Annotated in this window: 11 protein-coding genes; 4 read left to right on the top strand and 7 right to left on the bottom strand. The window is 51.2% G+C overall.

What is annotated here, in order from left to right; genetic code table 11:
* Positions 1-16: 16 nt before the first annotated feature.
* Positions 17-3,817 (bottom strand): DNA-directed RNA polymerase subunit beta, encoded by a 3,801-nt coding sequence (gene rpoB / locus ACQ6WK_RS01300; protein WP_432798938.1) that lies wholly within the window; start codon positions 3,815-3,817, stop codon positions 17-19.
* 486 nt (positions 3,818-4,303) lie between these two features.
* Here rpoB and ACQ6WK_RS01295 point away from each other — a divergent pair, with 486 nt between their 5' ends.
* From ACQ6WK_RS01295 to ACQ6WK_RS01285, 3 genes are all read left to right on the top strand, one after another.
* The gene (locus tag ACQ6WK_RS01295) at positions 4,304-4,996 is read left to right on the top strand and encodes a MarC family protein (RefSeq protein WP_432798937.1); all 693 of its coding nucleotides are present in this window, start codon (positions 4,304-4,306) and stop codon (positions 4,994-4,996) included.
* Between the two features lie 183 nt (positions 4,997-5,179).
* Positions 5,180-6,631 carry a sugar porter family MFS transporter gene (locus ACQ6WK_RS01290; RefSeq protein ID WP_432798936.1) on the top strand — a complete coding sequence of 484 codons (1,452 nt, stop codon included), beginning with the start codon at positions 5,180-5,182 and terminating at the stop codon, positions 6,629-6,631.
* 95 nt (positions 6,632-6,726) lie between these two features.
* Positions 6,727-7,182, top strand: coding sequence for a nucleoside deaminase (locus tag ACQ6WK_RS01285; protein ID WP_432798935.1), 456 nt, complete (start codon positions 6,727-6,729; stop codon positions 7,180-7,182).
* Between the two features lie 66 nt (positions 7,183-7,248).
* On the opposite strand, the gene ACQ6WK_RS01280 is transcribed toward ACQ6WK_RS01285, so the two are convergent.
* Together ACQ6WK_RS01280 and ACQ6WK_RS01275 are read right to left on the bottom strand one after the other, a co-directional pair.
* Positions 7,249-8,565 (bottom strand): B12-binding domain-containing radical SAM protein, encoded by a 1,317-nt coding sequence (locus ACQ6WK_RS01280; protein ID WP_432798934.1) that lies wholly within the window; start codon positions 8,563-8,565, stop codon positions 7,249-7,251.
* 33 nt (positions 8,566-8,598) lie between these two features.
* Entirely contained in the window at positions 8,599-9,003 is a 405-nt protein-coding gene (locus ACQ6WK_RS01275) for a hypothetical protein (RefSeq protein WP_432798933.1), read from the bottom strand.
* A 364-nt stretch (positions 9,004-9,367) separates the two neighbouring features.
* Between ACQ6WK_RS01275 and ACQ6WK_RS01270 the strand changes: the two genes are divergently transcribed.
* Positions 9,368-10,354, top strand: a complete 987-nt coding sequence (locus ACQ6WK_RS01270; RefSeq protein ID WP_432798932.1) for an NAD-dependent epimerase/dehydratase family protein — start codon at positions 9,368-9,370, stop codon at positions 10,352-10,354.
* A 29-nt stretch (positions 10,355-10,383) separates the two neighbouring features.
* On the opposite strand, the gene ACQ6WK_RS01265 is transcribed toward ACQ6WK_RS01270, so the two are convergent.
* The 4 genes from ACQ6WK_RS01265 to ACQ6WK_RS01250 all read right to left on the bottom strand — a co-directional run bounded on the left by ACQ6WK_RS01265 (position 10,384) and on the right by ACQ6WK_RS01250 (position 14,253).
* Complete coding sequence (locus tag ACQ6WK_RS01265; RefSeq protein ID WP_432798931.1) at positions 10,384-11,106, bottom strand: phosphotransferase; 723 nt, start codon at positions 11,104-11,106, stop codon at positions 10,384-10,386.
* 129 nt (positions 11,107-11,235) lie between these two features.
* Positions 11,236-11,946: a LutC/YkgG family protein gene (locus ACQ6WK_RS01260; RefSeq protein ID WP_432798930.1), complete on the bottom strand. Its 711-nt coding sequence runs from the start codon at positions 11,944-11,946 to the stop codon at positions 11,236-11,238.
* Between the two features lie 52 nt (positions 11,947-11,998).
* Positions 11,999-13,504: a LutB/LldF family L-lactate oxidation iron-sulfur protein gene (locus ACQ6WK_RS01255; protein WP_432798929.1), complete on the bottom strand. Its 1,506-nt coding sequence runs from the start codon at positions 13,502-13,504 to the stop codon at positions 11,999-12,001.
* Complete coding sequence (locus ACQ6WK_RS01250; RefSeq protein WP_432798928.1) at positions 13,501-14,253, bottom strand: (Fe-S)-binding protein; 753 nt, start codon at positions 14,251-14,253, stop codon at positions 13,501-13,503. Before ACQ6WK_RS01250 ends, ACQ6WK_RS01255 begins: the two co-directional genes overlap by 4 nt.
* Positions 14,254-14,295 lie beyond the last annotated feature (42 nt).

Raw genomic sequence — 14,295 nt, 5'->3', positions numbered from 1 at the left:
ACGATCTAATCGTTGATTAGAAGATGGAGCCGCCTTCGAGTTCGACCTTTTCGAGCCCGATGTTCAAGCCGAGACCCTTCACTTCGTTGCACAGCACATCGAAAGCCACCGGCATGCCGGCTTCGAGTTTGTTGGTGCCCTTGACCATGGATTCGTAAATCTTGGTGCGGCCTTCAACATCGTCGGACTTCACGGTGAGCAATTCTTGGAGGATGTACGCAGCGCCATAAGCTTCCAGCGCCCAAACTTCCATCTCGCCGAATCGCTGACCGCCAGTACGAGCTTTACCACCGAGCGGTTGCTGAGTGATGAGTGAGTACGGGCCGGTTGCACGTGCGTGAATCTTGTCATCAACCAAGTGATGTAGTTTCAGCAAGTACATATGACCGACAGTGGTCTTCTCGTCAAACGGCTCGCCGGTGCGGCCATCGAAAAGTTGAATCTTGCCATCAAGCGGCATCTTGGCGAGGATTTCACGGTCACCGGGGGCGCCACCTTCAGCAGCGGTGCTTGTCCAGCGGTCGTCGCAGTACTGATTGGCCTCGCTGATGACGTCCCAGATTTCCTGTTCGGTCGCACCATCGAAGACGGGTGTTTTTGCTTGGAAACCAAGCACGCCACATGCCCAACCGAGGTGGGTCTCGAGGATCTGTCCGACGTTCATACGTGAAGGCACGCCGAGTGGATTAAGCAAGATGTCGACTGGGGTGCCGTCGTCCATGAAGGGCATGTCTTCGATCGGCACGATACGGGCGATCACACCCTTGTTACCGTGACGGCCAGCCATCTTGTCACCGACGGAGAGCGGTCGTTTGGTGGCGATGTAGATCTTCACCATTTCAAGCACGCCTGAAGGCAATTCATCGCCGCGTTTCATGTGAGCAAGGCGACGTTGCTTCTCTTTTTCGATTGCTTGAATACGTGGCCAGAAAGCTTTGTGGATTTTCTTGGCTTCTTCCTGAACTTCCTTGTTACCCTTGATCCATTTGATGTCAAAGGATTCGATCTGTTCAAGGATAATTTCGGAGATGTCCGACGCGGCAACCTTCTGACGGGTCGACGGGTCGATCATCGGCGTGCCGGTGGTTTCATTAATCTTTTCAACCATCTGGCGGAAAAGTTCGGCGGCTCGCTCGTCCATGTGCATCTCATATTCACGCATTTCGCGTTTGAGTTGCTTCTTCTGATCATCATTGAGGTGCATACGACGTGAGAAACGGTTTGCACCGATGACGATACCTTCGGTACCCGCGGGTACTTCGAGCGAATCGTTCTTCACATCTTCACCGGCACGGCCAAAGATGGCGTGCAGGAGTTTTTCTTCTGGGGTGAGTTCGCTCTTGCTCTTCGGCGAAACTTTACCGACAAGAATGTCGCCAGGCCGCACGTGTGAGCCGATACGGATAATGCCTTGCTCATCGAGACGTGAGAGTTGTTTTTCGCTCACGTTGGGGATGTCGCAGGTAAACTCTTCACGGCCAAGCTTTGTCTCACGGATTTCCACGTCGAACTCGTCGATGTGGATGGAGGTGAAAACATCGTCTTTGACGAGGCGTTCGCTGATAACGATCGCATCCTCAAAGTTGTAGCCATCGAAGGTATTGAAGGCGACCAGACAGTTTTTGCCGAGGGCAAGCTCACCCTGCTGGGTCGCAGCACCGTCGGCCATAATCTGGCCTTCTTCGACATAGTCGCCGAGACGGACAATGGGCTTCTGGTTCAAACATGTACGTTCGTTAAGGCCAACAAACTTGCGGAGGTCGTACTCATCCGCGTTGTCAATGATGATGGTTTTCGCATCAACATAGGTAACGGTGCCGGCATTCTTCGCACGGATCAACATGCCGGAGTACTTCGGAATTTCCTTTTCCATACCCGTGGCAACGCAAGGTGCTTGTGTACGGATCAGCGGGACGGCCTGACGTTGCATGTTGGAACCCATGAGGGCGCGGTTTGCATCGTCGTGCTCAAGGAATGGAATGAGTGCTGCGGAAACACCAACGATCTGCTTGGGCGAAACGTCGAGGTAGTTCAGTTCCTTGGAAGTGACCTGCGCGACTTCACCGTCAACACGAGCAAGAATGTTACCATCCACAAGCTTGCCATCGGGCTTGATCGCATCGGTGGGCCCAAGCGTCGCTTTCATTTCTTCGTCGGCTCGGAGGTACTCGATACCTGCTTCGCCTTCGACAACCTTCCCCTTCTCACACTTACGGTAAGGCGTGAGGAGGAAGCCGTACTCATCAACGCGGCTGTAGAGACCAAGCGAACAGATGAGGCCGATGTTCGTGCCTTCAGGTGTTTCAATCGGGCACACACGGCCGTAGTGTGAGATGTGAACGTCGCGGACTTCGAAGCCGGCACGCTTACGGTTCAAACCGCCGGGGCCAAGCGCTGAAAGACGACGTTCATGGGTCAACTGCGAAAGTGGGTTGGTCTGGTCGACGACCTGTGACAACTCACCACGACCAAAGAAGTGGTCGATAGCGCTGCTGATTGATTTACTGTTGATCAGATCCGCAATCTTGGAAAGCTCGTCCGGATCTTTCACGGACATACGTTCCTGCACGGTACGGCGGAGCTTCAGGAAGCCCTTGCGCATTTCTTCGACAGCAAGTTCATCGAGGGTACGCAGACGGCGGTTCCCGAGGTGGTCGATGTCGTCGATGTGTGCTTTGTTGCGGTTGCTGCGGAGATCCAGCATGTATTTGATGACTTCGAGGAAGTCGTCGCCGCGGATCTGCATGATGTCTTCATCAACCTCAAGATTAAACTTGCGGTTGATACGGAAACGACCGACCTTACCGAGACGGTAGCGGTTGTCGTCGAGGAATTTTTCTGCGAAGAGCTGCTGCGCCTTGTCGACCTGCGGTGGGTTGCCGGGACGAAGACGTGCATACAAAGCGAGCAAAGCCGCTTCGTGCTCGGAGACCTGAAGGCCTTCGAGTTGCATCTGTTTTTCTTCAGCGATGGTGTTGAGGATGAGCATGTCACTGGCATTGGTGACAACGTCGATCTTCTTGAGAGAAGAACCGATGATGCGCTCAACGTTTTCGCCGACCTGCCCGCAGGTGGGGAGGATCTCTTCGCCGGTCTCGGTGTCGATGACCGGAGCCGCGACGTAGTGGTCGGGCTTAAGGTCGGTGACCTTGATGGTTTCGACATTGTAGAAGAGACGAAGAAGCGAATCGGTGGTCGCATATTTCTCATCCAGCGCACGCAAGAACGTGGTGGCTGGGATCTTGGTGGACTGGTCGATCCTCATGGTGAGGACGTCTTTCTTGGTCACTTCCAGCTCTATCCACGAGCCACGCTCGGGGATGATACGAGCGGAGTGCAGTGGGCGGTCAGCCTCTGCGGAAGCGATAGAGAAGTCCACACCGGGTGATCGGTGGAGTTGGTTCACAATGACGCGTTCTGCACCATTAATGATGAACTCGCCACCGCCCATGAGGACGGGGATTTCACCCAAATAAATTTCTTCTTCGGGAATCTCGGGGACGTCCTTACGGACTAGACGGACGCCAACGCGGAACGGCATGCCGAAGGTGAGCCGTAGCTCCCGACATTCATCCGCGGTATAGCGAGGCTCATCCAGCTTGTAATATAAATATTCAAGCTGCATGTTCCCGTCATACGAGACAATGGGAAACACCTCATTGAGAAGTGATTCCAGGCCAATGGTTTTATCGCGCTCGTCATGCTCACCACCCTCTTGTAAGAAACGCGCATAAGCTGCTTGCTGCACGCGTACAAGATTAGGGATTGGGAGAGCATCACCGCGCTTGGAGTAATCGCGCACAGAGTTAAGCTGCATCGATGTCCTCTGGGAAAGGGATCTCTAAGTTCATACGTGACAGGGTTTTACAGCCCCGATCCGTACCGTTTCCACGCCGCGAACGAAACAGTATATAGGATGCTTCACATGCCTACAAGCCCGACAGACATCGCCTTCCCAAAATTTGCGATTTTGGTCCGGTTTTTGCCTGTAGTGGCTGACGCTTCGCTCAATTATCTTTCATGTTGTATATTTTCCACCCCTTTTTCACAAGTCTGCCATCTTTATCAAACGATTTATCCACCGACTTCCAACATCGGCCGCCGTTGCTTCTCCACCCCAGGTTTTCATGGATCACGCTATACAAGACGCCTTCCCCGGGCCACTAGGGTTTACCCGAAATCCCGTTTTTGTAAACTTGAGATCTTATCTTCCGAAGCTATCGCAACCGATCATGAGTCAAGGCCAAGCATCACAGTCATCGAAATAAGCCGGATCTTTGGATGAGGTATCGGGGCTGGGGCGATGTTTACGGGGACAGCTGTGCATCTGACTCATTTCGTAACCTGCTTTGTGGCGTTATTCTCGATTGTGAACCCGATCGGGTGCTTACCAGTGTTTATTGCGTGCACAGAGCAGGACAAGAATCGGGTGCGGAATGTGATCGCAATCATGATGGGTGTGTTCATCATCCTCGGGCTGGGAGTTTTTTATCTGGCTGGAACGGCAATCCTATCATTTTTCGAAATTTCGCTTCCGGCGTTCCGAATTGCTGGCGGGATTGTGCTACTGCTAACCGGGGTCAAGATGCTCGGCGGGATGCACTCGGACATTACGCATAAAGCAGCCCCGATGGTGCGGCAATCCGCAATCAAACAGGCAACTTCACAGTTCCAATCAATTTTCATCCCACTGGTGTTTCCGATATTCGTCGGACCAGGCAGTATCTCAACAGCAATCATACTATCGTCGCAGTACCCAGCATCATGGGCAGTACGGTTCGGCGCACTCTCGGCGATTGTAGTAGTCGGGGTACTGACGATTGTGATCCTGCTAACCTCCGCAGGTTTTCAGCGCGTGCTTGGCAAGCTGGGTATGGAGATCTGCACACGGCTATTCGGACTGATCCTCGTCGCGATGGCGGTCCAGTTCATGCTCGTGGGCTTTGGCAATGTCACCGATCACCTAATCAATATGCATACGGCCACATCAAAATAGCCATGCACCCCTTGGTCACAAACTTAATTGCTATCGGTCCACAATCCTGAAACTACAGATCATCCCCACCCCTACCCCGATCAATCATCCTCATTTACGGCGGCAACCGATGATGAATCAAGCGGGGTCCAGCGACTATGTATCGATCTGTCTGTATAGGCAGGCTTGCACGGGACCCTGAACATGCCAAAAGATAAAGAAATAAGCCCGAGCGGCGACGATCAGCCAGAGATTTTTGAAGATCAATTTGAAGGAAAGATCTGGTACGTCATCGTGTTGGCATGCGTTGCAGCAATTGGCGGCTTCCTTTTTGGCTACGACTCAGGCGTGATCAACGGCACGGTGCAAGCGATTCAAAAAGCATTCGGCACCCATTCAACTGGTACTGGTTTTAATGTCGCATCCATTTTGATTGGATGCGCAATCGGTGCGTTGATTGCAGGTGGATGTGCTGATAAGTATGGCCGCAAGCCAACAATGCTGATAACTGCACTTGCGTTTCTAATCTCTGCACTTGGTTCAGGTGCTGCCAATAATTCGGTAGTGTTTTCAATTTCGAGAATTCTTGGCGGCTTTGCGGTTGGGGCCGCATCAGTGATCTCACCTGCGTATATCGCTGAGATCGCGCCAAAGCATATCCGCGGCGGACTTGGATCGTTGCAACAGCTCGCCATTGTGTTGGGCATCTTTATGGCGTTCTTATCTAATTATCTCATTGCAAAAGTAGCAGGTAATGCTGAACAACCGTGGTTGTTTGGTTATGAAGCCTGGCGATGGATGTTTTGGATGGAAGGCGTGCCATCGTTGGCATTCTTTGTTGGATCATTATTTATCCCAGAGTCACCACGACACCTTGTTGCGAAAGGTCATCATCAACGAGCTCATCTGATCTTCATGAAAACACGCGGCGGGAACGTACAAAAACTTATCAAGCAGATTACAAAATCGCTGCACGGCGACCGGCCACCACGATATGCGGACTTGATCAGCATAAAATCGGGACGGCTGTATCCGATCGTCGTCATTGGAATTGTGCTATCGTTCTTTCAACAATTTGTCGGCATCAATGTTGTGATTTATTACGGTGCATATCTTTGGGAAGCGGCCGGCTTCACAGAAGCACAAGCGCTGCAGACCAATCTTCTTTCGGGGGCAGTCAATGTATCCGCAACCATTGTGGCAATCTTATTGATTGACAAAATTGGACGAAAGCCATTGCTGGCAATCGGATCAGTAGGGATGTTTGTGAATTTGGCAATCCTGACCACAATCTTTTCATTAGCACATCTTGATGAACATGGACAATTGATGTTGTCACGAAATCAAGCGATTGTCGGTTTAACGGTGATTAATTTGTATGTGTTCTTCTTTGGTGTGTCGTGGGGGCCAGTGGTCTGGGTGCTGCTTGGCGAAATGTTCCCGAACAAGATACGCGCGGCAGCGATTGCAGTAGGCGCATCTGCGCAGTGGATAGCAAACTTCATCGTAACATTTACATTCCCACCATTACTGGCAGCAATTGGCTTGTCCGGCTCATACTCGCTGTACACAATCTTCTCGTTAGCATCGCTATTCTTCGTAGTTATCTGGGTGCGAGAAACCAAAGGCAAACAGCTCGAAGAGATGGAAATGTAGCAACAAGAAAGATCCGTGCCATCGATATTGATCCTTTATTCGCTGTGATCTCCGGGTGTACAATACTGAGATCAATTCTGTTCGAGGAGGATGGCATGAATGAACGCAAACTGCTAGACATCGCGATCAAGGAAGCAGAACTCGGCTTATCAGAAGGTGGGTTACCTATTGGTGCTGCGATCATGGATGCGCAGGGCGAGCTGGTTTCCAGCGGACACAATCTTATTCTCCAAACAAATGATCCGACTTCACATGCAGAAATGAATGCGGCTCGTCAAGCAGGGGTACGGGATGATTGGCAGACGTTGACGCTAGCTACAACACTTTCGCCGTGCTTGATGTGCAGTGGGCTAATCACGTTCTATCAGATCCCACGGATTGTGATTGGTGATGACACGACAGTGCCTGGCGCACAACATGCACTTGCCCAGCATGGTATCTTGTTTGAAGTTGTAGATGACCCAACGTGCAAAGCGCTATTACAAACGTGGATTGGAGAACATCCGAAAAAGTGGGCGAAGGTGGTTGGATACGAACACCCGGATAATTGATGTCAACGCGATGACTAGATGATTTGGATAAAGATACCAATCTGCTATGTTCATTTCGTACGGGGGTTACGTGCCGACAATTGAACGACGATATTTGGATTTGAAGATATCTCTGCGCCATTTGGTGCTGACATCGTCATAGATACGTGTGGCAAGACTATGAAAACCAGTGCGAAGCTGAGCAATACTCATGCCCTTGGGTTTAAAGAGGATGTCGAAGAGAGTGCATTTTTCCCACGCACTTTCTTCAAGCAGTCGTTCTTCGTGTTTGAGGCGTGTGTAAAGCGGCGTTCCGGGGAAAGGGGTCATGTAGGTAATCTGTACGTCATAAAGCTCAAGTTCACGAGCAAAGGCTTCAACGCGATCAAAGATATCAGGATCGTGACCATCAAGCCCGAGGACAAAACAGCCATTAACTCTGATGCCCGCGGATTGGATGCGCCTAACAGCATCTTTATACTTAGAAAACTGCTTGATTTTCCAATCCCCAACGAGTTCGAGGCCTGAAAGACCTGCTGGTTCGGGACTTTCCAAACCAATAAGAACTTGGGCACAACCACTAGCACGCATAAGGTGGAGTAATTCGTCATCCCATGCAACATTTAGATCTGTTTCAGTAAACCATTTCACACGACGTTTTTTGAGCTCAGGTAGAAACTGCTTCCAATATCGTCGATTGATGAAGCTATTATCGTCGGCAAACTCGATGAAAGGTCGCGGCCAAAGCTCACAGATACGATCGACCTCGGCGAGTACCTTTTCCATCGGCTTCTGCTTATATTTGTCCGTCAGCAAGATCGAACTCGCGCAGAACTCACATTTGAAGGGACAACCACGCGAGGTTTGCACAGTAATGCGATTGTATTTGTCAATGTCCAGCAACTCATATGCTGGCATTGGCGCATCTGAAAGATCGAATTCATAAGTTGCTTTGTACTTTGGTTTAAGATTCCCCTCGCGTGCATCACAAAGCATTTGTTGCCAGACTGGTTCACCTTCACCGACAATCACACTATCACAGTGCCGCAGCGCCTCATCTGGCAAAGCCGTTACATGTAAACCACCCATAACCACATGCTTTACTCCAACAACCTTCAATCGCATTGCGAGATCGTAAGCTTCTTTTGCTTGTGCGGTGAAAGTGCTAATGGCGACTAGATCCCAATCGCCCTGCCCGATCACAAAATCGTCAACCTGATCCACTTCGTGATAGGTCACATCGCACCAGTCGGGTGTCATGCCTGCGAGAGTAATAAGACCCAAGCTTGGAAGAGAGGCAACGGTTTCACTGCGTTCGACAAAACCGGGCAATGTTAGCCCAAGTGCGAGAAGTTCTTGGTCACAGGCGCGCACGCCACTCATAGCGATCAATCCGACTTTCATCTCTGGACCCTTTCCGGAAAACTGATGTACATACTAGCTGTGCGTTTCAAGTACAACCTTGATGATCATCCATATGGTTAAAGCACTGCCGATACTGACACCCGCTACAGGAATAGCGAATGCGTGACGAAGTTTTTGTTTCCACGCTGATAACAGACAGATCACAGGCATACCCACACCACCGATGAAGAAACCGATGCTGGCAATATCCGCTGCAAAACCATGAATGTTGTAGGTTTTAATGCAGAGAGCAAAGCCGATGTTGACGATCGCCATACCGATGAAGGCGATATGTCCGAGTCGAACCAGTCGACGACGCCAACTGTTGTAACCGCCCATGAAATCTTCCTTGGCAAAGAACATACCAACAATACCACCGACGAAAATACCAGCGAGCATCCATACCCATCCAAAGATGATGTTCAGATCGATGAGCATGTGTACCTCCTTTTTTGTGCGAGTGATGACGGAGCATAAACCACCAACACGAGTTTCTGATTCGTTATAACCCCATACGCCACATGTTGGCGAGCAGTTCATGATTTTCTCAATACTGCATATTCACACCTGCTCAATCTCATTTTTGCCCGATAACCAAACTCCCGTACGATCACAAGTTTCCGCCAAGAAAGAAATCAAAATACGGTGCTTCACCCGCCACCTCATCGTTCCGATATCCATGGCAGGCGATGGTTTGCGCTGCGCGAGCATGTGAATTAGCTAGCACTTGCTATGATACTCGCCAACGTGATGATGCGGTCACGCTCAGGGAAACGCGACTACCTACAAGGGATGGATCAGGATGAAAGTTCTTGTTACCGGCGGCACCGGCTTTACCGGCTTACATTTGGTCAGGCACCTTCTTAAAGAAGGGCATGAAGTGACTTCGCTCGACTTGCATGACGGCAAAGAAGCACAGGCGTTGCGCGAGCAAGGCGCGAATATGGTAACGGGATCGATCACAAACAAGGATGATGTTGAGAAGGTGGTAACGGGACAGGATCTTGTTTTCCATTTGGCGTCTGCGTTCCGTGAGATTTTTGCTTCGGAAGAGTTTTATCGTGAGGTTGATGTTGAAGGCACGCGGAATGTTTTAGATGCGTGTTTGCGGCATAACATTCCAAGGGTGGTGCATACGTCAACACAGGGTGTGCATGGGCATACAGATAAGGTGCCACAGGATGAGAGTGCGCCGTTTGGGCCACTGGATTTGTATTGCAAGGCGAAGCTTGAAGCAGAATCTGTGTGTAAAGAATACATCGAGAAGGGATTGCCGCTGGTGATTTTGCGGCCATCATCGATTTATGGGCCGGGCGTGACGTTTGGGTTCTTGAAGATTTTCAAGATGATCCGCGATGGGAAGTTCTTCATGGTGGGGTCGGGGAACACGCACAATCACCCGGTGTATATCGATAACTTGATTCAGGCGCTGATGCTGGCGTCGCATGTAAAAGAGGCCGTGGGGCAGACGTACATCATTGGTGATGAGCGGTATGTGACGCTGAATGAATTGACGGCGGCGATGGCGAAAGCACAAGGGATTGAGCCGAAGTTTAAGCGGTTCCCGTTTTACACACCGTTGTATTTGGTGGCATGGGCGGTGGAATCTGTTTGCCGACCGCTAAAGATTGATCCGCCAATTTTCCGCCGGAGATTGGCGTGGTTTAGGACGAATCGTGGATGGTCAATCGAGAAGGCAAAGCGGGAGTTGGGGTACAAACCTGCGATTGATATTGAGGAAGGTTGCCGGCGGTCAGTGGAATGGTATCGGGCGGAAGGTTTGCTCTAAACACGAGACAGCTGCATATATACATATCTTTAAGTGACGAGCGCCGTTTGAAATGCGGCAAGGTTTTGCTGCACAAACGTAAATTCACACTTAGACCACTGAATGCGAGCCTGAATCTCCCCTGGATCAGTTGGCTTACAGGTTAGCACTTCTGCTTGCTGGAGCCAGAACGCAATGTTCTTCTGCTGCCGTTTTAAGACTGCATCCATCAAGCCTTGGCGCTGCAGAACATCAAGCCCGTAAGCATCAGCAAACACGCGAACCTGATGTGTTTGTACCGCCAGCGGCCCGCGCGACGGCTTGGAGGAGATGCACCATGTCCAAGCCATGTAAGCCATATCTTCCAATGGATCGCCCGGCTTGCAAAAATCAAAATCGATAAAGGCGATCGGCTTCTCCTCTTGAAATACCGTGTTGTTCGGTCCCGGATCGTGATGACAAACCACGGCACATTCACCGGCAAGGTCACTCCCGCACGTCGCATCATGGAATACTCGCAGTAACCTACCCGCTTCTGCAATCTGCCAATCCTCAAACAATTGAAATTTAAGCGGAACCCATCCGGGAATGAACTGCAGCACATCACGGCCACGTTCATCTGTATCCAGATAACGCGGTACGACGGTACAATCTTGCAACTCACAATGGCGTAACACACGAGACCAGAACGGGGAGGTTTCAGATGCTGGCCTGCGCACCGTGTTACCCACGCGCACGATGCCTTCGGTATACCTGCCACCGGTTAAAGGCACTTCGATTTCATTCGGATGATTCGATATGGGCACAAAGGCAAGATAACAAAAAGCGAGCTGGGCGTGTTGTATTGTTGATTAATAAGACATCCCCACGGCTTGGCCCCAGAAGAGGTGGTATTGGGTGAATTAAATGTCTTTGATGAGGATGATTTCAACGGCGGCGGGGCCGTGGACGCCGGTGATGAGGACGCCTTCGATGTCGGCGGTTTTACTGGGGCCGGTAATGAAGCATTTGCTACTGGGCTGATCGGCACTTGGCGTATTTTTGAAGCGGGCGAGGTAGTCGATCATGTCGGGAAGAATGTCAGATTGTTTGACCAGAGCGATGTGGGTCTCGGGGACGAGGGATGAGCCGCGAGATTGCGTGGGGTTGGATTCGATAACAAGCGTGCCGGTTTCAGCGAGGGCGGCGGCGACGTTGGTGATGCCGCACTGCGCGTCGTACTGCCCATCGAAATTCGCTTCCCCTGCAGGCTCAAACACGTCGATGCCCATCCCCCGAAGCATGCCTTTGATCTCAAAATCTTTGCCAAGTTCATCGGCGTTCAGGACGACTTTTTTAGCTTGGTGTTTAGTGAGGATTGTTTTGAGCACGGTCCAGAAGTCTGGGCCAGCGGTGGTAGTGAGCTTCATGCCAACGGCAGTTGCACCTTGCGTGAAGCGCTGGGCAAGATCGTCATCGGGTGCGGCGAGACGGACAAGCGATTCGTCGACGACAGGTGCATCTTCTTCTGGGGGGAGCGTTTGGGTGGTGTCGTCGCTTCGCTCTAATGATGTACGAACACGATTGAAGAAAGCGTCACGTGATTCGCCGAGTATTGTTTGCTGATTGGCCATGGTTGGTCTCAATGCGCCTAATCAATGATTAGACAATGTACTTTCGTGCACGTTATTTACGATTTTGGCTGTTCCACCAATTACGAAAATCTTTGCTCGTGGGCGAAGGGAGGTCTTTTTGTGAGGTCCAGCCTTTTGCAGGACCGGGAGCTTTGTGAAGCCACTTGCGGTTTTGGTAGACGTTATTGGATTGCGATGCTTTGCCTTTGAGGCGGAGCATGAAACGCTGTGCGGTGTTGCTGAGTTTGTATTTGAATGGCGAACGGAGTGCTTTGGCCCATTGCCGCATGAGGAATCGCTCACCCTTTTTGGCAATATTACGCTTGACCATTTCTTCGCGGAGGCGGATGAGGTGGCGAGGGATGTTGATGCGAACGGGGCATGCTTCGTAGCAAGCACCGCAGAGAGAGGAGGCGTTAGGGAGATCGGGGTAGTTGTTTAAGCCTTTAAAAACAGGGGTAAGCAGTGCCCCGATGGGGCCGGGGTAGACCGAGCCGTAGGCGTGTCCACCGACTTTACGGTAGACGGGACATGCGTTGAGACAGGCGCCACAGCGGATGCAGCGGAGCATTTCACGGTTCTCGGGTTTAAGAACTTCGGTACGTCCGTTATCGACGAGGACAATGTGCATGTCTTCCGGCCCGTCGAGTTCCTCGGGGCGTTTAGGACCAGTCATGATATGGGTGTAACAGGTGAGGGGCTGGCCAGTGCTTGATCGTGTGAGGACTTTGAGCATAACGGCAAGGTGTTCTTGTCTGGGAATGAGTTTCTCGATACCGACGAAGGCAATATGTGTTTTGGGTGCGGAGGTTGAGAGGCGACCGTTACCTTCGTTGGTGCAAATAACAACGCTGCCGGTTTCGGCAACGAGAAAGTTACCACCGGAGATACCGAGGTCAGCTTGGTGGTATTTGCTGCGGAGGTGTTCACGGGCGATTTTAGTGAGTGTTTCGGGATCTTCAGTGTACTCGGCACCGAGTTCACGTTCGAATGCTTTGGCGACGGAAACGCGGTTCTTGTGGATCATGGGCGTGACAATGTGGGAGGGCGCGTCGTTGTCGAGTTGGATGATGAACTCGCCGAGATCGGTTTCGACGGTAGTGCAGCCGACGGATTCGAGCGCGTCCAAGAGTTGAATCTCTTCGGTGACCATGCTTTTGCTTTTGACGCAGAGCTTGGCATCGATAGATTTGGCGATTGCGGCTCCGATGTCGCGGGCTTGCTTGGCGTCTTTGGCGAAGTGAACTTTAATGCCTGTTTTTTCAGCGTTTTCGATAAATTGCTCGAGGTAGTGGTCGAGATGATCGAGGGTGTGTTGTTTGATCTTGCCGGCGAGATCGCGGACGGCGGTAGTTTTATGACCGAATGTTTTCTCGAGGGTTTGCTTACGGGAGTTGTCTTTGAGGACGGTGGTGCTGTTGACGAATTGTTGAAGCTGAATGTTTTTGACGGCTTCATCTGCACGAGGCTTCATGTTGTAGGGGAGCTTGGGGAACAGGGTTTCGTGCGCGTCGTGTTTGGGCTGATCTAACTGTTGATTCGCAGGTGTGTCGCTCATTTGTCACCTCCAGGTTCGAGGAGGCCCATACCTTCGGCGAGGATTTCGGCAACACTGGTGAATTGTTTTTGAACACCTTCGCGGCGACAGGTACCTTCGATGTTCATGGCGCAACCGGCGTCGTTGATGACGACGGTGTCGGCGCCGGTTTTGTCGATGCATGCGGTTTTATCACGGGCCATTTCACCGGAGATTTGCGGGTATTTCATGCTGAAGGTTCCGCCGAAGCCACAGCATTGTTCTTTTTTATCGAGTGGGTGATAGCCAAGTCCGGAGATTTGCTGGAGGAGATTTGAGGCTTCGTCGGTCATGCCGATACCGCGGAGGTGGCAGGAATAATGATAGGTGACATCCCCGTTCCAACTGACGGCGTGCTCTTTGGGATCGAACTTAAGGACCTTGGTGAGGAATTCGACGAACTCGTACGTTTTACCAGCGAGTTTTTTGGCGCGTGGCAGCCAGTCGGGTTCGTCTTTGAGTGCATCTTCGTAGTAGTCACGGACCATGGCGCAGCATGAGCCTGAGGGGGTAACGACGTATTCGGCATTTTCGAAGATTTCGATCATGCGTTTGGCAAGAGCGCGGGTTTCATCGGCAAAGCCGTTGTTCCACATGGGCTGGCCACAGCAGGTTTGCTCTTGCGGGAAGTCTATCTCGCAGCCAAGCTTTTCGAGCACCTTGACCAAAGCAATACCTACACGGGGGTAGTACTGGTCAGTAAGACACGTTATGAAGAGTGACACTTTCATAAGAAAATATTCTAAATTATTTCAAAATCTATCACAAGTTTT

Origin of the sequence: Poriferisphaera sp. WC338 (assembly GCF_050931845.1) — a bacterium.
Lineage (GTDB): Bacteria > Planctomycetota > Phycisphaerae > Phycisphaerales > Phycisphaeraceae > Poriferisphaera.
This window is presented reverse-complemented; position numbering and strand designations above follow the sequence as displayed.